This window comes from Burkholderia sp. Ac-20349, assembly GCF_017104865.1.
GTDB classification, from domain to species: domain Bacteria; phylum Pseudomonadota; class Gammaproteobacteria; order Burkholderiales; family Burkholderiaceae; genus Burkholderia; species Burkholderia aenigmatica.
In genome coordinates, this window is the sequence record NZ_JAAGPM010000125.1 from 1 (window position 1) to 23,003 (window position 23,003).

Annotated in this window: 26 protein-coding genes and 1 pseudogene; 16 read left to right on the forward strand and 11 right to left on the reverse strand. The window is 64.3% G+C overall.

Annotated features, from left to right (window positions below; translation table 11 throughout):
* Positions 1–134, reverse strand: a pseudogene (locus tag G3N61_RS29990) (AMP-dependent synthetase); the annotation flags it as partial.
* A gap of 316 nt (positions 135–450) precedes the next feature.
* Here G3N61_RS29990 and G3N61_RS29995 point away from each other — a divergent pair.
* From G3N61_RS29995 to G3N61_RS30040, 10 genes are all read left to right on the forward strand, one after another.
* Positions 451–1,347 carry a DMT family transporter gene (locus G3N61_RS29995; RefSeq protein ID WP_205824240.1) on the forward strand — a complete coding sequence of 299 codons (897 nt, stop codon included), beginning with the start codon at positions 451–453 and terminating at the stop codon, positions 1,345–1,347.
* 113 nt (positions 1,348–1,460) lie between these two features.
* Positions 1,461–2,069, forward strand: a complete 609-nt coding sequence (locus G3N61_RS30000; protein WP_089450931.1) for a TIGR00645 family protein — start codon at positions 1,461–1,463, stop codon at positions 2,067–2,069.
* 34 nt (positions 2,070–2,103) lie between these two features.
* Positions 2,104–3,627 carry a fumarate hydratase gene (locus G3N61_RS30005; protein ID WP_205824241.1) on the forward strand — a complete coding sequence of 508 codons (1,524 nt, stop codon included), beginning with the start codon at positions 2,104–2,106 and terminating at the stop codon, positions 3,625–3,627.
* A gap of 193 nt (positions 3,628–3,820) precedes the next feature.
* The gene (bfr, locus tag G3N61_RS30010) at positions 3,821–4,297 is read left to right on the forward strand and encodes a bacterioferritin (RefSeq protein WP_043188739.1); all 477 of its coding nucleotides are present in this window, start codon (positions 3,821–3,823) and stop codon (positions 4,295–4,297) included.
* 39 nt (positions 4,298–4,336) lie between these two features.
* A complete protein-coding gene (murI, locus tag G3N61_RS30015; protein WP_043188740.1) occupies positions 4,337–5,197 on the forward strand; it encodes a glutamate racemase in 861 nt (286 codons plus the stop codon).
* Positions 5,198–5,347: 150 nt separating this feature from the next.
* Positions 5,348–5,584: a (2Fe-2S)-binding protein gene (locus tag G3N61_RS30020; protein ID WP_043188741.1), complete on the forward strand. Its 237-nt coding sequence runs from the start codon at positions 5,348–5,350 to the stop codon at positions 5,582–5,584.
* A complete protein-coding gene (locus tag G3N61_RS30025; RefSeq protein ID WP_155292061.1) occupies positions 5,581–5,751 on the forward strand; it encodes a hypothetical protein in 171 nt (56 codons plus the stop codon). The genes G3N61_RS30020 and G3N61_RS30025 overlap by 4 nt, the downstream gene beginning before the upstream one ends.
* A 51-nt stretch (positions 5,752–5,802) precedes the next feature.
* On the forward strand, positions 5,803–6,534 hold the full coding sequence (locus G3N61_RS30030; protein WP_205824242.1) for an energy transducer TonB: 732 nt from the start codon (positions 5,803–5,805) through the stop codon (positions 6,532–6,534).
* A gap of 36 nt (positions 6,535–6,570) precedes the next feature.
* Positions 6,571–7,302 carry a MotA/TolQ/ExbB proton channel family protein gene (locus tag G3N61_RS30035; protein ID WP_043188744.1) on the forward strand — a complete coding sequence of 244 codons (732 nt, stop codon included), beginning with the start codon at positions 6,571–6,573 and terminating at the stop codon, positions 7,300–7,302.
* Positions 7,303–7,315: 13 nt separating this feature from the next.
* The gene (locus G3N61_RS30040) at positions 7,316–7,744 is read left to right on the forward strand and encodes a biopolymer transporter ExbD (protein ID WP_205824243.1); all 429 of its coding nucleotides are present in this window, start codon (positions 7,316–7,318) and stop codon (positions 7,742–7,744) included.
* 366 nt (positions 7,745–8,110) lie between these two features.
* Here G3N61_RS30040 and G3N61_RS30045 read toward each other — a convergent pair whose 3' ends face one another.
* Positions 8,111–9,085 (reverse strand): LysR family transcriptional regulator, encoded by a 975-nt coding sequence (locus G3N61_RS30045; protein ID WP_043188748.1) that lies wholly within the window; start codon positions 9,083–9,085, stop codon positions 8,111–8,113.
* Between the two features lie 122 nt (positions 9,086–9,207).
* Between G3N61_RS30045 and G3N61_RS30050 the strand changes: the two genes are divergently transcribed.
* The 3 genes from G3N61_RS30050 to G3N61_RS30060 all read left to right on the forward strand — a co-directional run bounded on the left by G3N61_RS30050 (position 9,208) and on the right by G3N61_RS30060 (position 11,046).
* On the forward strand, positions 9,208–10,080 hold the full coding sequence (locus G3N61_RS30050) for a pirin family protein (protein WP_205824244.1): 873 nt from the start codon (positions 9,208–9,210) through the stop codon (positions 10,078–10,080).
* A gap of 99 nt (positions 10,081–10,179) precedes the next feature.
* Positions 10,180–10,662, forward strand: coding sequence for an SRPBCC family protein (locus tag G3N61_RS30055; RefSeq protein WP_043188751.1), 483 nt, complete (start codon positions 10,180–10,182; stop codon positions 10,660–10,662).
* Between the two features lie 138 nt (positions 10,663–10,800).
* Complete coding sequence (locus tag G3N61_RS30060; protein WP_043188753.1) at positions 10,801–11,046, forward strand: hemin uptake protein HemP; 246 nt, start codon at positions 10,801–10,803, stop codon at positions 11,044–11,046.
* A gap of 305 nt (positions 11,047–11,351) precedes the next feature.
* Here the strand turns inward: G3N61_RS30060 and G3N61_RS30065 are convergent, their stop codons facing one another.
* From G3N61_RS30065 to uvrB, 5 genes are all read right to left on the reverse strand, one after another.
* A complete protein-coding gene (locus tag G3N61_RS30065; protein ID WP_205824245.1) occupies positions 11,352–12,749 on the reverse strand; it encodes a 4Fe-4S binding protein in 1,398 nt (465 codons plus the stop codon).
* Positions 12,746–13,588 carry an FTR1 family protein gene (locus tag G3N61_RS30070; protein WP_043188756.1) on the reverse strand — a complete coding sequence of 281 codons (843 nt, stop codon included), beginning with the start codon at positions 13,586–13,588 and terminating at the stop codon, positions 12,746–12,748. Before G3N61_RS30070 ends, G3N61_RS30065 begins: the two co-directional genes overlap by 4 nt.
* Positions 13,589–13,646: 58 nt before the next feature.
* On the reverse strand, positions 13,647–13,979 hold the full coding sequence (locus tag G3N61_RS30075; RefSeq protein WP_043188759.1) for a cupredoxin domain-containing protein: 333 nt from the start codon (positions 13,977–13,979) through the stop codon (positions 13,647–13,649).
* Positions 13,980–14,034: 55 nt separating this feature from the next.
* A complete protein-coding gene (locus tag G3N61_RS30080) occupies positions 14,035–14,586 on the reverse strand; it encodes an iron transporter (protein ID WP_043188762.1) in 552 nt (183 codons plus the stop codon).
* Between the two features lie 219 nt (positions 14,587–14,805).
* On the reverse strand, positions 14,806–16,896 hold the full coding sequence (uvrB, locus tag G3N61_RS30085) for an excinuclease ABC subunit UvrB (RefSeq protein ID WP_043188764.1): 2,091 nt from the start codon (positions 16,894–16,896) through the stop codon (positions 14,806–14,808).
* A gap of 263 nt (positions 16,897–17,159) precedes the next feature.
* Here uvrB and G3N61_RS30090 point away from each other — a divergent pair, with 263 nt between their 5' ends.
* Positions 17,160–18,359, forward strand: a complete 1,200-nt coding sequence (locus G3N61_RS30090) for an amino acid aminotransferase (protein WP_043188767.1) — start codon at positions 17,160–17,162, stop codon at positions 18,357–18,359.
* 158 nt (positions 18,360–18,517) lie between these two features.
* Here G3N61_RS30090 and G3N61_RS30095 read toward each other — a convergent pair whose 3' ends face one another.
* Positions 18,518–19,306 (reverse strand): 3-hydroxybutyrate dehydrogenase, encoded by a 789-nt coding sequence (locus tag G3N61_RS30095; RefSeq protein WP_089450939.1) that lies wholly within the window; start codon positions 19,304–19,306, stop codon positions 18,518–18,520.
* Positions 19,307–19,470: 164 nt separating this feature from the next.
* On the opposite strand from G3N61_RS30095, the gene G3N61_RS30100 reads away from it, so the two are divergent.
* Together G3N61_RS30100 and rlmJ are read left to right on the forward strand one after the other, a co-directional pair.
* The gene (locus G3N61_RS30100) at positions 19,471–20,442 is read left to right on the forward strand and encodes an aldo/keto reductase (protein WP_205824246.1); all 972 of its coding nucleotides are present in this window, start codon (positions 19,471–19,473) and stop codon (positions 20,440–20,442) included.
* Positions 20,443–20,554: 112 nt separating this feature from the next.
* Entirely contained in the window at positions 20,555–21,400 is an 846-nt protein-coding gene (rlmJ, locus tag G3N61_RS30105) for a 23S rRNA (adenine(2030)-N(6))-methyltransferase RlmJ (protein ID WP_043188772.1), read from the forward strand.
* Positions 21,401–21,421: 21 nt separating this feature from the next.
* On the opposite strand, the gene G3N61_RS30110 is transcribed toward rlmJ, so the two are convergent.
* The 3 genes from G3N61_RS30110 to cueR form a co-directional block, all read right to left on the reverse strand.
* Entirely contained in the window at positions 21,422–21,790 is a 369-nt protein-coding gene (locus G3N61_RS30110) for a hypothetical protein (protein ID WP_205824247.1), read from the reverse strand.
* Between the two features lie 114 nt (positions 21,791–21,904).
* Complete coding sequence (locus tag G3N61_RS30115; RefSeq protein WP_006478295.1) at positions 21,905–22,051, reverse strand: DUF3563 family protein; 147 nt, start codon at positions 22,049–22,051, stop codon at positions 21,905–21,907.
* A 215-nt stretch (positions 22,052–22,266) separates the two neighbouring features.
* The gene (gene cueR, locus G3N61_RS30120; RefSeq protein WP_089450941.1) at positions 22,267–22,671 is read right to left on the reverse strand and encodes a Cu(I)-responsive transcriptional regulator; all 405 of its coding nucleotides are present in this window, start codon (positions 22,669–22,671) and stop codon (positions 22,267–22,269) included.
* Positions 22,672–23,003: the final 332 nt, after the last annotated feature.

Consider the following 23,003-nt stretch of genomic DNA (forward strand, 5'->3'; position numbering starts at 1 on the left):
CCTTCGTAATCGTTTTCGGCTTCGGCGGCGAGCGCACGGTAGGCCGGCATGCCGGAAATGGTCGCCGCCTGCTCGAGCGCCGCGGGCGGCGCAAACTGGCGGGTTTCGTGAAGAACCGATTCAATCGCAGACATCGACTACCCCTTGGTGAACATGAATCCTCTGCATGGCGGCGCGATCGTGCGCGCCGCGCGTCTTGGCCGGCGCATACGCGCCGCTGTCTCCTACCCACCACTCACGCACGGCCCGAAGGCTCCTGCGCGATGCTGCGCCGCACCATGCCGCGCGATGGCGACCGGACGACCCGACCGTTTCCACAATAAGCGTTCCAACTTACCCGTCACTTACGCGGCACGGCCGTTTCGCCCACCGGGCGGCGCTGCTTGTAGCTTTACGCTGCAACGAGCGCGACCCTACAATCGTAACTGAACTCGCCTTCCGGATTCCAGCTTGAATCGCTACGCTTTCTTTCTCGTGCTGTCGATGCTGTTCGTCGGCAGCAATGTCGGTATCGGCAAATCGATCGTCGTCTTCGTTCCCGTCGCCATCCTCGCCACGCTGCGCTTCGTGATCGCGATCGCCGTGCTGTGGCCGCTGTTCAGCCCGGTGAAGATGCGCACGGTCAAGCGCGGCGAATGGCTGAACCTGTTCCTGCAGGCATTCTTCGGCACCTTCATGTTCACGCTGCTGATGCTGAACGGCGTGCAGCGCACGAGCGCGGTCGCGGCCGGCGTGATCACGAGCACGATCCCGGCGATCGTCGCGCTGTTTGCATGGCTGATCCTGCGCGAAAAACCGAACGGCCGTGCGCTCGTGTCGATCGCGCTCGCGATCGCCGGCGTCGTGACGATCAACCTCGCGAACGGCAGCGCGGCCGGACATGGCGCGTCGTCTTCGCTGACCGGCAACCTGCTGATCCTCGGCGCGGTGTGCTGCGAATCGATCTACGTGATCCTGTCGCGCCGCCTCACGCAGACACTCGCGCCGATCGACATCTGCGCGTACACGCACCTGTTCGGCCTGTGCCTGATGCTGCCGCTCGGCGCATCGGCCATGTGGCATTTCGATTACGCGAGCGTGCCGGCCGGCACCTGGGCGCTTGTCGTCTGGTACGGCCTGTCGGCCAGCATCTTCTCGTTCTGGCTGTGGATGAAGGGTATCCGCCACGTGCCGGGCAGCCTCGCCGGCGTGTTCAGCGCGGTGCTGCCGGTCGCCGCGGCCGCGTATGGCATTGCGTTCCTCGGCGAGCGCCCGACGCTCGCACACGGCATCGCGCTCGCGTGTGTCGTCACCGGTATCGTGCTGGCCAGCCTGCGCGTGAAACGCGTGCCGGCGGCCGCCGCCTGATCCGTCCCTGGCAATGCCGGCGCGTCACTGCAGTCGCGCCGGCCGACGCGTTACAATAGCGCGCCTTTTCAAGATTACCCCCGATACCTGCGCACCGCGCCCGACTTTCCACCATGTCTGCCCCGCATTCGCCCGGCCGCCCCGCGCGTCGCCCGCTTCGCCCGCTTCCCGCGCTGATTTTCATGAGCCGCTGGCTCCAGGTTCCGCTTTACCTCGGTCTGATCGTTGCGCAGGCCGTCTATGTGTTCCTGTTCCTGAAGGAAGTCTGGCACCTGCTGTCGCATGCGGCCAGCCTCGACGAAATCAGCGTGATGCTCGCGGTGCTCGGCCTGATCGACGTGGTGATGATCTCGAACCTGCTGATCATGGTGATCGTCGGCGGTTACGAAACGTTCGTGTCGCGCCTCGGCATCGAGGGCCACCCCGACGAGCCCGAGTGGCTCGACCACGTGAACGCGGGCGTGCTGAAGGTCAAGCTGTCGATGGCGCTGATCAGCATTTCGTCGATCCACCTGCTGAAGACGTTCATCAACCCCGATCAGCACACGATGCACGCGATCATGTGGCAGGTGATCATCCACGTGTCGTTCCTGGTGTCGGCGCTCGTGATGGCGTGGGTCGACCGCCTGACGACGCACACGCACCCGGCCCATTTCCACGAGCCGCACGCGCCCGTAGCCGCCGTGTCGCGCAAGCCGGCCGAAGCAGCCGCCAACGCATAAACGCATTCCCCACTGTCCCCACAGAGTCTCAGCCATGACCGTCATCAAACAGGAAGACCTGATCCAGAGCATCGCGGATTCGCTGCAGTACATCAGCTACTACCATCCGCTCGACTACATCCAGGCCCTCGGCCGCGCGTACGATCTGGAGGAGAGCCCGGCCGCGAAGGACGCGATCGCACAGATCCTCACGAACAGCCGCATGTGCGCGGAAGGCAAGCGCCCGATCTGCCAGGACACCGGCATCGTCACGATCTTCGTGAAGGTCGGCATGGACGTGCGCTGGGACGGCGCGACGATGGGCCTCACCGACATGATCAACGAAGGCGTGCGCCGCGGTTACACGCACCCGGACAACGTGCTGCGCGCGTCGATCGTCAATCCGCCGGAAGGCGCCCGCAAGAACACGAAGGACAACACGCCGGCCGTGATCCACTACGAGATCGTGCCGGGCGACAAGGTCGACGTGCAGGTCGCGGCGAAGGGCGGCGGCTCGGAGAACAAATCGAAGTTCGTGATGCTGAACCCGTCCGACTCGATCGTCGACTGGGTGCTGAAGACGGTGCCGACGATGGGCGCGGGCTGGTGCCCGCCCGGCATGCTCGGGATCGGCATCGGCGGCACCGCCGAAAAGGCGATGCTGATGGCGAAGGAATCGCTGATGGAGCCGATCGACATCCAGGAAATCATCGCGCGCGGCCCGAAGGACTGGGTCGAGGAACTGCGCGTCGAACTGCACGAGAAGGTCAACGCGCTCGGCATCGGCGCACAGGGCCTCGGCGGCCTGGCCACCGTGCTCGACGTGAAGATCATGGCCGCACCGACGCACGCGGCATCGAAGCCGGTCGCGCTGATCCCGAACTGCGCGGCGACGCGCCACGCGCACTTCGTGCTCGACGGTTCGGGCCCGGCCAAGCTTGAAGCGCCGTCGCTCGACGCATGGCCGAAGGTCCAGTGGGAACCGAACACGGAAACCAGCAAGCGCGTCGACCTGAACACGCTGACGCCGGAAGAAGTCGCGAGCTGGGCGCCGGGCCAGACGCTGCTGCTGTCGGGCAAGATGCTCACCGGCCGCGACGCCGCGCACAAGCGCATCGCCGACATGCTCGCGAAGGGCGAGAAGCTGCCGGTCGACTTCACGAACCGCGTGATCTACTACGTCGGCCCGGTCGATCCCGTGCGCGACGAAGTGGTCGGCCCGGCCGGCCCGACGACGGCCACCCGCATGGACAAGTTCACCGAGACGATGCTGGCGCAAACCGGCCTGATCTCGATGGTCGGCAAGGCCGAGCGCGGCCCGGTCGCGATCGACGCGATCAAGAAGCACAAGGCGGCCTACCTGATGGCGGTCGGCGGTGCGGCGTACCTCGTGTCGAAGGCGATCCGCGGCGCGAAGGTGCTCGCGTTCGAAGACCTCGGCATGGAAGCGATCTACGAGTTCGACGTGCAGGACATGCCGGTGACGGTGGCGGTCGATTCGTCGGGCACGTCGGTGCACCAGACCGGCCCGAAGGAATGGCAGGCCAAGATCGGCAAGATCCCGGTCGCAGCCGCTTAAGCGCGATCGAACGAAAGGCCGGACAGACGTCCGGCCTTTTTACTTCTCATTCTCATTATTGAGCGCGGCCGGTTATTCAAGGCTGATTCTCATTACATGCAAAAGGCAGGCCAGACAAGGCTTCGAGGCTTGGCTTTTCTCGTTCGAGCGATTATCGTTCGGTTTCTGAAGCCCCACTGAACAAGGAACAGCCATGCAAGGCGACAAGAAAGTCATCGAATATCTGAACGCCCAGTTGAAGAACGAACTCACGGCGATCAACCAGTACTTCCTGCATGCGCGCATGTACAAGCACTGGGGCCTCGAGAAGCTCGGCAAGCACGAGTACGACGAGTCGATCGGCGAAATGAAGCACGCCGACTGGCTGATCGAGCGCGTATTCATGCTCGACGGCCTGCCGAACCTGCAGGATCTGCACAAGCTGCTCGTCGGCGAGGAAACCGAAGAGATCCTGAAGTGCGACCTGAAGCTCGAGCAGATCTCGCAGTCCACCTGCAAGGAAGCGATCGCCTACTGCGAATCGGTGCGTGACTACGTGTCGCGCGAGATCTTCGAAAAGATCCTCGACGACACCGAAGAGCACATCGACTGGCTGGAAACGCAGATCGACCTGATCGGCAAGGTCGGCCTGCAGAACTACCAGCAAACGATGATGGGTTCGGCGGAGTAAACTCTCTCCACACGTCCCGTTATCGCCCCCAGCCCGTTCATGTCGACACCTTCCGTTATCGCAGCGACGGCCTCGACCGTCGCCCCCGTCGGCATCTTCGATTCCGGGCTGGGCGGCCTGTCGGTGTTGCGCGCCGTGCGCGCGCAACTGCCCGACGAATCGTTCATCTACGTCGCCGATTCGCACCATGCGCCGTATGGTCCGCGCGACGAGGCGTTCATTACGGAACGCACGCTGGCAATCGGCGAGTGGCTCGCCCGCGAAGGGGCGAAAGCGCTCGTCATCGCCTGCAACACCGCGACCGCGCGCGCGATCGCCGCGATCCGCGAACGCCTGTCGATGCCGCTGGTCGGCGTCGAGCCGGGCATCAAGCCGGCCGCCGCCGTGTCCGCGAGCGGCATCGCGGGTGTCCTCGCCACCCAGTCGACACTGAACAGCCCGCGCTTCCAGGCGCTGCTCGACCGCTACGGCGCCGGCCGCCGCTTCATCTGCCAGCCCGGCCACGGGCTCGTCGAAGCCATCGAGCGCGGCGACACGAATTCGCCCGCATTGCGTGCGTTGCTCGACAGCTACCTGCAGCCGATGCTCGACGACGGCGCCGATACGCTGGTACTCGGCTGCACGCATTACCCGTTCTTCACGGAAACGATTCGTGACCTTGTGGGCGATCGCCTGACGATCGTCGACACCAGCGACGCCATCGCCCGCCAGCTCATGCGGGTGCTCGACGAGCGCAACCTGCGCGCGCCCGCCGGCACGCGCGCGGCGCCGCCCCGCTTCTGCTCGACCAGCGACGGCCGCCAACTGCAGGTACTCGCGTCGACACTGCTCGGCCTTACTGCGCCGGTCGAATCCGTCACCATTTCCTCGCCTAACGCGCGCGCCTGCGCGACCGCCTGACACGGGCCGGCACGCCCTCTTCCGCGCGCCACCCTACCGCTTCGCCACTTCAAGGGTCTGATGACCTTAAAAAAAGCCCGCCCCAGGCTTGTCAACGTCCGCAAATTTAATGATAATAATTCGCATTACCGTTAGCTATCGCAACTCATCATGATCGTCTGCGTGTGCAAGTCTGTTTCCGATCGCAAGATTCGCGCGTCCCTCGCTGAGGGCGTGAACTCTTTCGATGAACTCCAGTTCGAACTCGGCGTGGCCACGTGCTGCGGCAAGTGCGAGGAGTCCGTACGCGACCTCATGGCCGAACACGGCGTCTGCGCGAGCCAATGCGGTGTCGAGCATCACGCTCACCCGATCCCGGTCACGTTCTACGAACGCAAGGCCGCGTGACCGGCACCGAGTGTGCGCATGCGGCCCAGGCCGCATTTTTTGTTTCAACCGTCAGCAAGCCACCGTCTGCGCGAGCCAGCGGCCTACCTGCCAAGGAGCCTGTCATGGAATTGCTGATCGGATTTGTGACCACCGTTTGCATCTCGCTGCTGATCTTCCGCAAGTGATGCCGATTCACCCGCCGCGCCCCGGGTGCGACATCGTTCTTTCAAGCTAACATGCAGGCTTCGCATCTCGCTCCTGCCGGCGCCATGCCGGTTGCACCACGTATGAATTCCCGTGTGATCGTCGTCGCGGTCGGTGTGCTTGCCGCACATGCGATCATGCTGACGGCCGCCTGGCTCCATCGCAACGCGCCGCCACCGAAATCGGTGGAGGTCCAGACGATCACCGCGCAGCTCATCACACCTGCACCGATCGCGCAGCAGGTTGCTGCCGAATCGATCCCGCAGCCCGCGCCGCCGAAGCCCATGCCGCGCGTGAAGCCGAAGGTCGAACCGAAGCCGGTGCAGAAAGCGGCAAAGCCGACGCCCCAGCCGGTTGCACAATCGCCGGCCCCGTCGCCGACACCCGCGCCGGCCGCCGATCCGACGCCCGCGCCTGCCGCGCCCGCCCCCGCAGCACCGGCCGCTACGCCCGCCCCGGCGCGCGAAACCATGCAGGTCAGCGCGCCGAAAAACGTGCCGACGCTTCAATGCAACTTCGTGAAGCCCGACTACCCGTCGATGTCGCGCCGCCGCGGCGAATCGGGCACGGCCTATGTTCACTTCGTCGTCGGTGTGACCGGCAAGATCGAAAGCATCGATCTGCAGAAGAGCAGCGGCTACCCGCGCCTCGACGATGCCGCACTCGACGCGATGCGCTCGACCACCTGCCGTCCGTATATCGAGAACGGCCAGGCGATCCGCGCCGCCCGCACACAGCCCTACAGCTTCGGGCTCACCGACTAACCTGCCTCATCCGGAAGATTCTAAGGAAACAAGAAAATGCAAAGCTACGGTATCGCGCACGTCTGGGCGCAAGGTGATTTCGTCACGCGCGCCATTGCGATCACGCTGCTCGTGATGTCGGTCCTGTCGTGGATCGTGATCGTCATCAAGGGCTGGAACGTGATCCGCCTGAACCGCCTGACGAAGAACGCCGAACAGGCGTTCTGGCATTCGGACAATTTCGACGACGGCATCAAGAAGCTCGGGCTCGCCGCATCGACGCCGAACGACAACCCGTTCCTCGCGCTCGCACTGTCGGGCAAGGAAGCCGCCGATCACCACCACCAGACGCAGCCGCACCTGCACGACCGCATGGACGTGTCGGACTGGGTCACGCGCTGCCTGAAGGACACGATGGACGAAGGCATCTCGCGCATGCAGAGCGGCCTCGCGATCCTCGCGTCGGTCGGCAGCACGGCGCCGTTCGTCGGCCTGTTCGGTACGGTCTGGGGGATCTACCACGCGCTGCTCGCGATCGGCGCAACCGGCCAGACGTCGATCGACCAGGTCGCGGGCCCGGTCGGCGAATCGCTGATCATGACCGCGTTCGGCCTGTTCGTCGCGATCCCGGCCGTGCTCGGCTACAACGCACTGACCCGCGCGAACAAGGGTGTCGTCAGCAAGCTGCGCCGCTTCGCGCACGGCCTGCACGCGTACTTCGTGACGGGCGCGAGCCTCGCGTCGTCGTCGACGCGCGACGGCCTGCGTCTCGCGACGCGCGCCAGCTGAGACGGGGTGAACCATGGCAATGAACACCGGTTTCAGCGACGATGACGACGATGCCGTGATGAGCGAGATCAACATGACGCCGCTCGTCGACGTCATGCTCGTACTCCTGATCATTTTCCTCGTGACGATCCCGGCGATGCAGCATGCGGTGAAGATCGACCTGCCGCACGCCAGCAGCCAGCCCGTCGACGAAAAGCCGCAGACGGTCGACGTCGCGATCCAGGGCGACGGCACGATCCTGTGGGACGACCAGACGGTCACGCGCGAACAATTGCAGGCGCGCATCGCGGAAGCGGCAAAGCGCACGCCGCAACCGGAGTTGCACCTGCGTGCGGACCGCAAGGTCGCCTACGAACACGTCGCCGAAGTGATGTCGGATGCGCAGGCAGGCGGCCTGACGAAGCTCGGCTTCGTGACGGAACCGACCGCGAAAGCGAAGTAACGCACGCGCGATCCGACGCGCCGGCCGCACCTCGTCGGCCGCACAAAGTAAAAGGCCTTCATCGCCAGATGAAGGCCTTTTTTCATGCGCACGCGGGCGCCTTCGGGCGGCGGGCTCTTTGGCGGTATCGGTTGCGCCTCGAGCAACGCAAATGCGACTCTGCCGTGGTCTGCACGGACTGCGCGTTCTGCCCTATCTGGCTCGCAATATATGCGGCCACCTGATTTCGCTCCGAACTTCCTTCACGAAATGGGATTTCAATATAGGCCCGCACGCACGCGCATTCAAGGTTCCGGCGATTGAAACTTGCGATTGCAGGCGACGCTTCAATGACAAAACAAATTTGCCTCGTCGCGCACGTCGTGTTCAGGTCGCCGAAGCATCGGCCGCCGCTTCCTTCTTCGCACGCTCCGGGCACCCCGGATCCTGATAGGCGCCGTGATCGAGCTTCTCGACCAGATAGTCGACGAACGCACGCACCGCGGGCGGCATCCCCTGCCGCGACACGAACACCGCGTACAGTTGCGGCACCGGCAGCGTCCAGCCCGGCATCACGGGCGACAGTTGCCCCGCGCGCAGCGCGTTGCCGTACATCATCTCCGGCAGGGCCGCGATGCCGAGCCCATCGAGAACGGCTTCGCGGATCGTCATCAGGTCGGCCGTCACGAGCCGCGGGTCGTGCTCGTGCACGTGGCGTGTACCGTCCGGCGCGATCAGGTTGAACACGTGCCGCCCGTCGACGCTCGGTGTATCGAGTGTCTCGAATCCGGTCAGGTCGTCCGGCACCAGCGGCGGTGCATTCTGGCTCAGCAGGCTCGGCGCGCCGACCAGCATCTGCTCGGTGCGCCACAGCGGCCGCACGACGATGTTCGCGTTCTGCGGCGGCTCCGAGCGCACGCGCAGCGCGACGTCGATCGAATCCTCGAACAGGTCGATCACGCGATTCGTCACGCGGACGTGCACCTTCACCTCGGGATAGCGGCGCAGGAATTCGGGCAGGATGCGCGACAGCATCGTCTGCGACAGCGTCACGGGCACACTGACGCGTACCGAACCGCGCGGCGAGGAGCGCAACTGCTGGACCGCATTCATCGCCGCCTGCGCTTCGGCCAGCATCGCCTGGCAATGCTGGTAGAACAGCTCCCCTGCCTCGGTCAGCGCGAGCTTGCGCGTGGAACGCTGCAGCAGGCGCACGCCGAGCGCCGCCTCGAGTTCGGTCAGGCGCCGCGACAGGCGCGATTTCGAGATGCCCAGCACGCGCTCCGCAGCCGAGAAACCGCCATGTTCGACGACCTGCGAAAAGTACATGAGGTCGTTCAGATTATGTGCATCGATATTCATCTCATCGTTCCAATTTCAGAACAATCCATTGCGAACCGTCGCGAATCGAACGGTAAAACGCCCAATATAATAGCGCCATGTTTCAAAAATAACGCTATTCCGATCATTTCGAGGGAATCCACATGACGACCGCCCGCTCGCTTGACCGCACGTACCCCGCGCTTCGCACGACCGAAGGCGGCGGCTTCGTGGTTCACCGCCCGTTCCCGACCCGGCTGCTGATGGATTTCGATCCGTTCCTGCTGCTCGATGAAATGGGACCGGTCGACTATGCGCCCGGCGAAGCCCGCGGCGCGCCGGCCCACCCGCATCGCGGCTTCGAGACCGTGACCTACGTGCTCGACGGGCACTATCGCCATCACGACTCGGCCGGCCACGCGGGCGCGCTCGGCCCCGGCGACGTGCAGTGGATGACGGCCGGCGCCGGCGTCGTGCACAGCGAGATGCCGGATCCCGCATTCGCGCAGGCGGGCGGCCATTCGCACGGCTTCCAGCTGTGGGTCAACCTGCCGCGTCGCGACAAGCTGATCGCGCCGCGCTATCAGGAGATTTCGGCCAGCAGCATCCCGACCGCGACGTCGCCGGACGGCCGCGCGCGCGTGCGCGTGATCGCCGGCGAGGCATTCGGTGTCCAGGCCGTGATCGAGACACGCACGCCGATCCTCTATCAGCATTTCACGCTGGAACCGGGCGCAACGGTCACGCAGCCCGTGCCGGCCGGCTATCGCGTGTTCGCCTATCCGATCGACGGAACGGGCCTCTACGGGCCCGACAGGCAGGCTGTCGACGCACAACATATGATCGTCTACGGCTGCGACGGCGACACCGTCACGTTCGCGGCCGGCGATACGCCACTCGACCTGCTGCTGATCGGCGGCGTGCCGCTCAACGAGCCGATCGTGCGCTACGGCCCGTTCGTGATGAATACCGAGGAAGAGATCCGGCAGGCCGTCGTCGACTACCAGAGCGGCCGCATGGGCCGCATCGAAGCGTGACGCGCGGGTGGGGACGCAGGTGCCGCGAAACCGCGCGTTTTGCGTCACAATGACTTCTTGAACCATGTGGCCACCCGCCACCAGAAGGAACCCGCCCCCTTGAACTTCGAACACCTGATCCAGATCAACTCCGACGATCCGGCCGTGCCGACCCTCACCCGCGACCAGCTCTGGGAAGGTCTCGTGTTGCGTGCCGAACAGCCGCAACTGTTCGTGCTCGGCCTCGACAGCTGCGTCGTCAACGCACGGACGGACACGACGCTCGAACGTGAGCTGCACTACGGTCACGCGACCGTGCGCGACCACGTCACGTTCACGCCGAACCAGCAGGTTCGCTACGACATCCTCGCCGCCGACGGCGAGATCGGCGGTTCGCTGACGATGTCGATCGAGGAACGCGACGACCACGAACTGTTCCTGCGTTTCGAATACCGCACGACGCTGGTCGTCACGGACGACAGCGAAGACGCGCGTCAGACGCACGGGATCGTCAAGGAGGCGTACCGCACGTCGGATATCGATACGGTCCGCCTGATCCGCGAGTACGCGCAGGGCCGCAAGGATCCCGATCCGCTGCACTGAACCCGGTGGCGGCCTGCGGGCCGCCCCTTTGACTCAAGCTATCAGGTTTGCCATTTCGATCGATAAAGAGTTTTTGCGAATGGGAATGGTTATCATTTAGAATTCATTCCATCGTATCGACAGTCACCGATCAACCGAATGACCGACACCATGCGCCCGACCACGCTGACCCTGCGCCGCACGACCGGCACCGCAGGCAGCAGCCGCCAGAAGACGGCAGCGGTCACCACGCCGGCGAAACCCGCCGGCAACCGCGATGCAGGCACGCGGGTCGTCAGCAGCGATGCGCTGCTGCAAGGCCAAAGCCACGTCAGCATCGCGCATAACGGAGAAACCTATCAGTTGCGGGCCACGCGGCTCGGCAAACTGATCCTGACGAAGTAACGACCGAGTATTGTGGGGACCACCTCCCTGAGAGGTGTTGGGCAGTAGCCAGCGTAACGGCTTGCACGCGAGATCTAGACCCCTTCGTGCAAACACACTCAAGCAGCCGTTGCAGCAAGCCAAGCCACTTTTTTTGGTTCTCACGCCTGGAAGAAAAAAAGCGACACGTCGAAGGACGTGTCGCTTTTTTGTTTGGGTGGCGTCGATGTGGTCGACCTGCCGTTCGCGGTTACTTCAATGCATCCTGATGGATCGCCTTCCGCCCTGCTCCGTGCAGGGATGGCCCCAGGCAGCGCAAACGCCGCTCAGAACCCCCAGAACATCAGCCACCACGCACTGTCGATGACAGCCAGCGCTGCCGCGAACCACGCAAAGGCGGCAAGCCGGCGCGGCCAGGCCGCATAACGCCCCGTCACCTTCCACGCGAGCCACGCGCTCCACGCGTTGGCGCCGACCAGGATCGCGATACGCACGTCCGTGGCCCAGCCGAGCGGCACATGCTCGGCACGCAGCAGCGACAGCGTCGTCGCGGACAGCCCGAGGAACACGCCCGCGCCCGCGATCGGAATCAGCGCCTGCGCGAGATGATGGAGCCGCACGCGATCGAAGCGGCCGAGCATCCGCGTGGCACCGGCCAGCAGCACGAGCAGCGTCGTGCCGTACACGAGCCCCGTGCCGACGATGTAGCTGACGACGAGCCCGCCGTCGAGCCACGAGAACACGTCGTTGCGATCCGGGTAGTGCGTGAGCAGGAACCACGGTGCGTTGGTTTCGAGCGGCCACGTGATGTCGTGGTCGATCAGCCAGCCCGCGAGCCATTGCTTGATCTGCACGAACCACGGGCTGGCGGTCCAGTGGAACGCACCGATCGCGACGCCGAGCAGGCCGTACAGGATCAGCGCGGTGTCCCACGGGTTCGCCTGCTGCGCGCCGAGGTTCACGACTTCGTCGGACGGCGAGCGCAACGACAGCGAGATCGCATCGCGGTGCCCGCTGCAGCGGCCGCACATATGGCAGTCCGCCGCGCCCTTCATGTTGCGCAACGGTACGAGCGGCGCACAGTTGATCGGAATCACGCGATGGCCATGCTCGCCGTTCTTGTACGAGCGGCGCCACGCATCCTCGTCGACCTTGTAGCGCATCGGCGCAAGCCGCGCGAGCAGCCCGAACACGCCGTTGACCGGGCACAGATACTTGCACCACACGCGCTTCTCGCGGCCGTACAGCACACCGATCACGATCGCACCGACGGTCGAGCCGCCGAGCACGAACAGCACCGCGAGCGGGTACTGGTACACGCTGACCATCTGCCCGTAGATCGTCGTGAGCCCGAACGCGACGAACGGCCAGCCGCCCCACCGCATCCAGCGCGGAATCGCGCCACCGCGGCCGAACTTGCTCGCGAATTCGGTGAGCGCACCTTCCGGACACAGCACGCCGCACCAGACGCGGCCAAGCATCACCATCGACAGCAGCACGAACGGCCACCAGATGCCCCAGAACACGAACTGCGCGATCAGCGTGAGGTTGTTCCACAGGTGCGCGGAGTCGTCCGGCAGCGGCAGCACCGCCGGCACGATGATCAGGAACGCATAGACGGCGACGACGACCCACTGGATGCCACGGATCACCGCGCCGTGGCGCTGCATCCACTGGCCCGCCTGCGCGAGCCAGCCCGGCTTGGTTGCGGCGGCAACGTTCATGCCGCGCGGCCCGCAGCGACGGCCGGACGACGGCTCGCACGCTTCATCAACAGCCAGACGACGGCCCAGTACACCGCATAGGCAACCAGGTTGGTCAGCGCCGGATGTGCGCGATAGCCCGTCAGCGTCGCGACGAGCGAGCCGAACGTGCTGGAGTCATCGAGAATCGACGACGTATCCCACACCTGCGAAATGCCGAGCGGCAGGATTTCCTTGTCGATCAGCTTGTCGACGCCGGTCTGGAACAGGCCCGCGCCGAGGAACAGCAGCATCACTTCGGTGACGCGGAAGAAGTGCCGCCACGAGAAATACTTGCCGCCGAGTTGCAGCAGATAGAACGTCAGGAATGCGAGGCCGAGGCCGATCACGACCGCGAGCATCTGGCTGCCGTCGACGTGGCCCGACTGGCCGAAACCGAGGCCGTACAGGAAGATCACCGTCTCGCTGCCTTCGCGCGCGATCGCGAGCGCGACCAGCACCGCGACGCCCCACCAGTTCGAATCGCGCGTGCTCTGCTGCAGCGATTGCTCCATGTCGCGCTTCAGCGTGCGGCCATGCCTGCGCATCCACAGCACCATCTGCACGATCAGCACGCACGCGATCAGCACCATGGCGGTCTGGAAGTAGTCCTGCGCGTCGCCGGACAGCACTTCGGTGAAACCGACCAGCGCTGCGCCGAGGCCGACCGCCATCAGCAAACCGACACCGACGCCGGCCCAGAGAAAAGGCAGGCCGCGGCGCGCGTCGTCGTCGCCGTTTTTCAGCCATGCGTAGAGAATGCCGACGACGAGCAGCGCTTCGACGCTCTCCCGCCAGACGATGAACAAGATCTGCCCCATCGATACCTCCTGACGCGCGGTACACCGGGCAGGTGGGCCTGCGCGCAGATAAAACGCGTTACTTCGCGACGATCACGCCCTGTGCCTGCTGGTGGAAATCGTCGAAAAACTTGTATTCACCCGGCGACAACGGCGCGACCACCACGAACGAATCGGCGCCCGGCGCGAGCACCTTTTCCTTGCGCAGCTGCACGCTCTCGAATTCGGCGGCGCCCTTGCCGGTGTTCTTGATCTCGATCTTGAAACGCTGCCCGGCCGGCACTTCGATGCGGGCGGGATTGAGCTTGCCGTCCGTCATCTCGAGCTTGAACGTCGGCAGGTCGGCAGCGTGCGCTGCGCCGGCAAGCCACAACGCAGCGGCTGCGGCAAAGACTTTCTGGGGAATTTTCATTCTGGGTTCTCTACGCCGACGGCGCGCCGAAGCGCGCCGTCCGTGATGCCACCGATCAGTAACCGCCCTTCTTGCCGATACCGGCGAACGGGAAGTCATACTCGAGGGTGATGGGCTTGAACCATGCGCCCACGCCCGTTTCCTTGTCGATGTGACGGCCGAACGCCATGTGGCCCGACTGCATCGGCGGCTTGACGGTCATCGTCAGGTGGTACTTGCCCGGACCAGACAGCTTCACGTTGTCGCCGTAGTGCGGGCCGTCGCTCGCGACCATGCCCATCAGGTCGCCTTCCGCCTTCCACTTCGTGTCGCCCTGCTTCGTCAGCTTGTACGTGACCTGCAGGTACGGCATCCAGTCGCCTTCCGCGAAACCCGTCGGGTTGTTCTTGACCGCATGGATATCGGCCTCGAGGTGGATGTCGGAATCCGACGCCTTGCGCATCATCCCTTCCGGATCCATCGTGATCGGCTGCAGGTACACCGCGCCGATTTCCATGCCGCCCTGGATCTGCTGCTTGCCGATCGGATATTCGGCAGCCGAGGCCGACATCGCGGCAAGCGCCGCCGCTACCGCAACCGACGTGCGGATGAACGAAGAACCCAACATGGACACTCCTTGTTATTTGATCTGACACCGTGCGGGCCACCCGCCGGGCGCCCCGCTGGAAACACTAACGCGACGAATAACGTTAATGCGAACTATTCTCAATAATTGCGGAGTTTAGCACCGATCCCGTTCCGGAACAAACGAGGCACCGCGTAAACCCCTGATCCGACAAGGCTTACAGCTCGATTACCGGCACGTTTCGGTGACGCTTTGAAAGATTTACCGACCGCCGCTGACGTGATCGCCGACGTTCGCGCCAAACACGCGCTCGCGCAGCAGCGCGAGCTGGTCGCGGGTCGCGGCGGCCTTCTCGAACTCGAGGTTCTTCGCGTAGTCGGCCATCTGCTTTTCGAGGCGCTTGATTTCCTTCGCCAGCTGCTTCTCCGACATGTCCTCGAATTTCGCGCGCTGCTGCGCTTCCTTCAGCTCCGCGCGCGCTTCGTCGGCGTTGTAGACGCCGTCGATGATGTCCTTGATGCGCTTCACCACGCCGCGCGGCGTGATGCCCATCTTTTCGTTGTGCGCGATCTGCTTCGCACGGCGCCGCTCGGTCTCGCCGATCGCGCGCTTCATCGACTCGGTCATGTTGTCCGCGTAGAGGATCGCCTTGCCGTTCACGTTCCGCGCGGCGCGGCCGATCGTCTGGATCAGCGAGCGCTCGGCGCGCAGGAAGCCTTCCTTGTCCGCGTCGAGGATCGCGACGAGCGACACCTCGGGAATGTCGAGCCCTTCCCGCAGCAGGTTGATCCCGACCAGCACGTCGAACGTGCCGAGCCGCAGGTCGCGGATGATCTCCACGCGCTCGACCGTGTCGATGTCGCTGTGCAGGTAGCGTACCTTGACCCCGTGGTCCGCCAGAAACTCGGTGAGTTGCTCGGCCATGCGCTTCGTCAGCACGGTGATCAGCACGCGCTCCTCGGCCTTCACGCGCTCGTTGATCTCGCCCAGCACGTCGTCGACCTGCGAGCTCGCCGGCCGCACTTCGATTTCCGGATCGACGAGCCCGGTCGGTCGCACGACCTGCTCGGCGATCTGCCCGGTCACGCGCTGCTCATAATCAGCCGGCGTGGCCGACACGAACACGACCTGACGCATCTTGCGTTCGAACTCGGGGAACTTGAGCGGCCGGTTGTCGAGCGCGGACGGCAGCCGGAACCCGTAGTTGACGAGGTTTTCCTTGCGCGCGCGGTCGCCGTTGTACATGCCGTTCAGCTGGCCGATCAGCACGTGCGACTCGTCGAGCAGCATCAGCGCATCAGGCGGCAGGTAGTCGACGAGGGTCGGCGGCGGGTCGCCGGGCTCCGCGCCCGAGAAATGCCGCGAGTAGTTCTCGATGCCCTTGCAGAAGCCGAGCTCCTGCAGCATCTCGAGATCGAAGCGCGTCCGCTGCTCGAGGCGCTGCGCCTCGACGAGCTTGCCGTCGCCGTGAAAGAACTCGAGCCGCTCGCGCAGTTCGTCCTTGATCGTCTCGACCGCGCGCATCACGGTGTCGCGCGGCGTCACGTAGTGCGACGACGGATAGACGGTGAAGCGCGGGATCTTCTGCCGCACGCGGCCGGTCAGCGGGTCGAACAACTGCAGCGTCTCGACCTCGTCGTCGAACAGTTCGACGCGCACGGCCAGCTCCGCGTGTTCGGCCGGGAAGATGTCGATCGTGTCGCCGCGCACGCGGAACGTGCCGCGCTGGAAGTCCTGCTCGTTGCGCGTGTACTGCATCGCGATCAGCCGTGCGATCACGTCGCGCTGGCCGAGCTTGTCGCCGGTACGCAGCGTCAGGATCATCTGGTGGTATTCGGACGGGTTGCCGATACCGTAGATCGCCGACACCGTCGCAACGATCACGACGTCGCGACGCTCCATCAGGCTCTTCGTCGCCGACAGCCGCATCTGCTCGATGTGCTCGTTGATCGACGAGTCCTTTTCGATGAACAGGTCGCGCTGCGGCACGTACGCTTCAGGCTGGTAATAGTCGTAGTACGAGACGAAGTACTCGACCGCGTTGCGCGGGAAGAACTCGCGAAATTCCGAGTAGAGCTGCGCGGCGAGCGTCTTGTTCGGCGCGAACACGATCGCCGGGCGGCCGAGCCGCGCGATCGTGTTCGCCATCGTGAAGGTCTTGCCCGAGCCCGTCACGCCGAGCAGCGTCTGGAACGAGAGACCATCCTCGACCCCTTCGACGAGCGTCTCGATCGCGGTCGGCTGGTCGCCGGCGGGCGGATACGGTTGGTACAGCTGGAACGGCGACCCTTCGAAGGTCACGAATTTCGATTCGTCGAGCGCGTCGCCGGTTTCGGCTTTATGTTCGGACATGGAATGCGGCCGGAGCGAGGGCAAAGAAAGCATTCTAGCGCTTCGCGGCCTCGCGAACTGCTGTCGGCTCCTGACGCGCGACGACCGTCCGAAATCGCCATTCCCGGCCGAATTTCACCGCTGAAACGCCGCCCCCGCCTGCGTGAATTCGCTACAATGTCAGGCTGCTGCGCTTTCCGGCGTCGTGCCTGCCTGCGCGCGGTCCACCGCGCCCGCCCCGCCCGTTGAAAGCCTGACCCTCTTTTCACTACTGCCGAATCATCATGTCGCTCTTCTCCGCTGTCCAGCTTGCTCCCCGCGACCCGATCCTGGGCCTGAACGAAGCCTTCAACGCCGATGCGCGTCCGACCAAGGTCAACCTCGGCGTCGGTGTGTACACGAACGAAGAAGGCAAGATTCCGCTGCTGCGCGCGGTTCGCGAAGCAGAGAAGGTGCGTGTCGAGGCCGGCCTGCCGCGCGGCTACCTGCCGATCGACGGCATCGCTGCCTACGATGCGGCCGTGCAGAAGCTGCTGCTCGGCAACGACTCGCCGCTGATCGCAGCAGGTCGCGTGGTCACGGCCCAGGCACTGGGCGGCACGGGCGCGCTGAAGATCGGCGCCGATTTCCTGCGCACCGTGAACCCGAACGTGAAGGTCGCGATCAGCGATCCGAGCTGGGAAAACCACCGCGCGCTGTTCGAAGCAGCCGGCTTCGAAGTCGTCGCGTACCCGTACTACGACGCCGCCACCAACGGCGTGAACTTCGAAGGCATGCTGTCGGCACTGAACGGCTACGCGGCAGGCACGGTCGTCGTGCTGCACGCGTGCTGCCACAACCCGACCGGCGTGGACCTGACGGAAGCGCAATGGCAACAGGTCGTCGACGTCGTGAAGGCGCGCAACCTCGTGCCGTTCCTCGACATGGCTTACCAGGGCTTCGGCGAGAACATCGAGGCCGATGCTGCCGCCGTGCGCCTGTTTGCCGCGGCCGACCTGAACGCATTCGTGTCGTCGTCGTTCTCGAAGTCGTTCTCGCTGTACGGCGAGCGCGTCGGTGCACTGTCGATCATCACGTCGAGCAAGGAAGAAGCGACGCGCGTGCTGTCGCAACTGAAGCGCGTGATCCGTACGAACTACTCGAACCCGCCGACCCACGGCGGCGCCGTGGTCGCCGCGGTGCTCGCATCGCCGGAACTGCACGCTTCGTGGGTGCAGGAACTCGGTGAAATGCGCGATCGCATCCGTGCGATGCGCAACGGTCTCGTCGAGCGCCTGAAGGCAAGCGGCGTCGACCGCGACTTCAGCTTCATCAACGAGCAGCGCGGGATGTTCTCGTATTCGGGCCTGACCTCGGCGCAAGTCGATCGCCTGCGTGACGAGTTCGGCATCTATGCGGTCGGCACGGGCCGGATCTGCGTCGCCGCGCTGAACACGCGCAACCTCGACGCGGTCGCCAATGCGGTCGCAGCCGTCCTGAAGTAACGCGGCGTGAGCGGGCAGCCGCCGTTATCGGCGCTGCCCCACTCTGCCGAGACGAAAAACGCGCTCCCTGGAGCGCGTTTTTTTATGCGTTTTGCCCGGCTTGCCGGCGCAACGACATTGCACGAGCGGCGCGCATCGCGGCCACTCGCGGCAGTGCGTTACTGCATGAACCAGCCGTGGCTGACGACGACCGACTGGCCCGTGAGCGCGGCGCTCGGGAAGGCCGACAGGAACAGCACCGTCTGCGCGACGTCCTGCACCGTCGTGAACACGCCGTCGACCGTGTTGCCGAGCATCACCTTCTTGATCACTTCTTCTTCGCTGATGCCGAGTTCCTTCGCCTGCTCCGGAATCTGCTTGTCGACCAGCGGCGTGCGCACAAAGCCCGGACACACGACGTGCGAGCGCACGTTGTGCTTCGCGCCTTCCTTCGCCAGCACGCGGGCCAGGCCGAGCAGGCCGTGCTTGGCCGTCACGTAGGCCGACTTCAGCGGCGACGCTTCGTGCGAGTGCACCGAACCCATGTAGATCACGACACCGCCGCGATCGTCCTTGTACATGTGCTTGAGCGCAGCCTTGGTCGTCAGGAACGCGCCGTCGACGTGGATCGCCTGCATCTTCTTCCAGTCCGAGAACGAGTAGTTCTCGATCGGGTTGACGATCTGGATGCCCGCGTTCGACACGAGGATGTCGACCGAGCCGAACGCTTCGGCCACCTTGTCGATCCCGCTGTTCACGGCTTCCTCGTTCGTCACGTCCATCGCGACGCCGATCGCCTTGCCGCCCGCCTTGACGATCTCGTCGGCGACCGCGTTCGCGCCGTCCTGGTTCAGGTCGGCGATCGCGACCGCCGCGCCCGCCTTCGCGAGCTCGAGTGCGATTTCCTTGCCGATGCCGCTCGCGGCGCCCGTGACGACTGCGGTCTTGCCGCTCAGATCTGCTGCCATGTCCATCTCCTCCCGTTGTCGGATCGATAAAACAAGCGCCCGCCGCATCCGCTACCGTCGCGCGATCGCACCGGCGGGCCAGCCGTCATTGTGCACGATCGGCCCCGCCGTTCGCGCGCAAAACGTCTAAGCTTAAGGTCGGTTCTGTCACGCAGGAGATTCGCATGCACTATCGACGGCTAGGCCGCTCCGGCCTGCAAATCAGCGAGCTTTCACTCGGTTCGTGGGTGACATACGGCAACCAGGTCGACCAGCGGGTCGCGCGCGAATGCCTGGCTGCGGCGCGCGACGCGGGGGTCAATTTCTTCGACAACGCCGAGGTCTACGCCGGCGGCAAGTCCGAGGAAATCATGGGCCACGCGCTCAAGTCGCTCGACTGGCCGCGCGTCAGCTACATCGTGTCCACGAAGTTCTTCTGGGGGCTCGCCGAAGCGCCGAACCAGTATCACACGCTGAACCGGAAATACCTGCTGAACGCCATCGACGGCTCGCTGCGCCGGCTGCAACTCGACTATGTCGACCTCGTCTATTGCCATCGCCCCGATCCGAACACGCCGATCGAGGAAACCGTCTGGGCGATGAGCGACATGATCGTCCGCGGCAAGGCGCTGTACTGGGGCACGTCGGAATGGCGCGCCGACGAGATCCGGGCCGCGTGCGAAATCGCCGAACGGCATCACCTTCACAAGCCGGTCGTCGAGCAGCCGCAGTACAACCTGTTCCACCGCACGCGGGTCGAACAGGAATATGCGCGGCTGTACGAGGACTACGGTCTCGGCCTCACGACCTGGAGCCCGCTGGCATCGGGCCTGCTCACCGGCAAGTACCGTAACGGCGTGCCGCCCGGCAGCCGCGCGCAGTTGCAGGGTTACGACTGGATGCGCGATCGCCTGACCGATCAGGCCGCCAACGACATCGTCGAACGGCTCGGCGGAATCGCAACCGAGCTCGGCTGCAGCACGGGCCAGCTTGCGATCGCATGGGTGCTCGCGAATCCGCGCGTGAGTTCGGTCATCACCGGCGCGTCGCGGATCGAGCAGATCGGCGACAACATGCGCGCGCTCGACGTTGCCGCGAAGCTGACGCCGGATGTGAAGCAACGCATCGAGGAGGTGGTCGGCGATGCGTACGAATAAGGCGATGCCCGGCCACTCGCGTACAATACGCGGCCCGCATCGGCGCCCGGCCTGACGGCCGCGCACGATCGACCGCTTTCATCGATTCACCTTTCGTTTCAGGCAGCCCGCCATGCTCAGTTATCGTCACGGTTTTCACGCAGGCAACCATGCGGACGTGCTCAAGCACGCCGTCGTCGTCCAGCTGCTGCGCTACCTGAACAAGAAAGACAAATCCTACTGGTACATCGACACGCACGCAGGTGCCGGCGTGTACTCGCTGCGCGACGGCTACGCGGCGAAGACGTCGGAATTCGACACCGGGATCGGCCGGCTGTGGAACGAAAAGAACCTGCCGGAAGCGCTGGGCGACTATGTGGATGAAGTCCGCGCGCTGAACGACGACGGTGAACTGCGCTTCTACCCGGGTTCCCCGTACATCGCATGGCGATCGATGCGCGAACAGGACCGCATGCGCCTGTTCGAAATGCACACGACGGAAATCGACGTGCTGCGCCACAATTTCCGCGACGCGGGGCGACGCGCGATGATCTTTGCCGGCGACGGCTTCGAAGGCGTCAAGGCGCTGCTGCCGCCGCCGCCGCGACGCGCACTCGTGCTGATCGACCCGTCCTACGAGGACAAGAAGGACTACGCGCGCACGGTGACTTGCGTGACGGAGTGCCTGAAGCGTTTCGCGACGGGCTGCTATGCGATCTGGTACCCGCAGGTCACCCGGACGGAATCGCAGCGTTTTCCCGAGCAGTTGAAGCGTCTGCAACCGAACAACTGGCTGCACCTGACGCTGACGGTGTCGAATCCGCCGACTGACGGGCTGGGCCTCTACGGCAGCGGGATGTTCATTCTGAATCCGCCGTATACGCTCGCCCAGAGCATGAACGAGGCGCTGCCCTATCTGGTCGAGATGCTCGGCCAGGACAGCGGCGCCCGCTGCCAGATCGAGCACCGCGGCAACTGATCGGGCGACCGAGACCGGGCGTTACGGCTGCGGTCTCGGCGCGAGCCTTGGCTGGTTGGCCGGCTGTCCACCCCACGCGGGGACATTGATATACGGCGCGACGAACAACGGAACCGACGTGTTCGGCGCCTGCCCGGCCGGCGCCCGCATGCCTGCTGGCTCGACGATTGGCTCGGAAGACAACGGTGCCGTCTGCAGTACCAACCCACCCTTACCGTCCTGAATACCGCGTTGCGTATCGAGAATCAGCGGTTTGGACGATGTCGCGGCAGCAGCTGCGAGTCCATGGACAAGCGCCGCCGCGCCCAGAACGAGACGCGCGCGGGCACTTCGACGCACATCGAGACGCAAGCGCATGATCGTGTCCTTCAGGATGAAAAGCAGGTGCATACCATAGCGCTGCACTGACGATTGCGCCAGATCCGGCGCACAAAAAAACAAAGCCCCGTCAATACGGGGCTTGCTTATCGTTCGGTGCCACGTGGCACCTGACGGTGACTCCGATTACAGCGAGTAGCCGTTGGTTTCCAGCGAGCGGATACGGCTCTCGAGCTGGACGATGTCCGACGACGTGGCGAGGTAAGCCTCACGGCGTTCACGTTCTGCGGATTCAAACCAGTTGCTCAGCTTTTCGACGATGTAGGCGATCATGACATTCTCCAAGGAAGGGGGACCCCTGGTGAATCGGTGTTCAGGGATTTCCCGTATAGGGTTATCCCGAATTATAGCGATGCCGCACCAAGATGCTAGTGAAATACTTGCATGGAAGTCATTCCCAATCGGAATAGATGACCGTCGATCCTTCGTAACCTATTGATTTTTATAGAAACCGAATCGCGACCTCTTTCGGCCCTCGAGTGCGCGCACTAATTTGGTTCACCGACGGGGTCGGACAGACGCGCCAAAATCGGGCATTCGGGCCGCCCGTCACCATGACAGTGCGCAGCGAGATCGGCCAATGTGTTGCGCATGTCGCTCAGTTCCGCGATGCGCTTGTCGAGTTCGGCCACGTGCTCGAGGGCAATCGACTTCACTTCGGCGCTCGCGCGGGAACGGTCTTGCCAAAGCATCAGCAGCTTGCGGATGTCCTCGACGAGAAAGCCAAGGCGTCGCGCCTGGCGGATGAAGCGCAGGATATGGATTTCGTCCGCACCGTAGACTCGGTAGCCGGCATCGGTCCGCTTGCTCGGCGCCAGCAGGCCGACCTGTTCGTAGTACCGGATCATTTTTGCGCTGACTCCGGATTCACGCGACGCATCGCCGATATTCATTCCCGACCTCTCCATCAAGCCCTTGTTTCGAACATGAACGTCGACGAGTGCAATCGCCGACGGCACTTCGATCGTATCAAATCGTTCGGTTTCGTTCCGAGGTGAGGATTGGCGGCTGGAGGCAGTTGAATGACCTGGCGTGCGAGCCTGAGGGACGTGATGAATGAAGCGCGCTCCCCCAACCCGCGCGCATTTCCGTCGCGCCAATGCAAAAACCCCCGCCTTTCGGGCGGGGGTTCTTGGCTTAGGGAGCCTGACGATTACCTACTTTCACACGGGAATCCGCACTATCATCGGCGTAGAGTCGTTTCACGGTCCTGTTCGGGATGGGA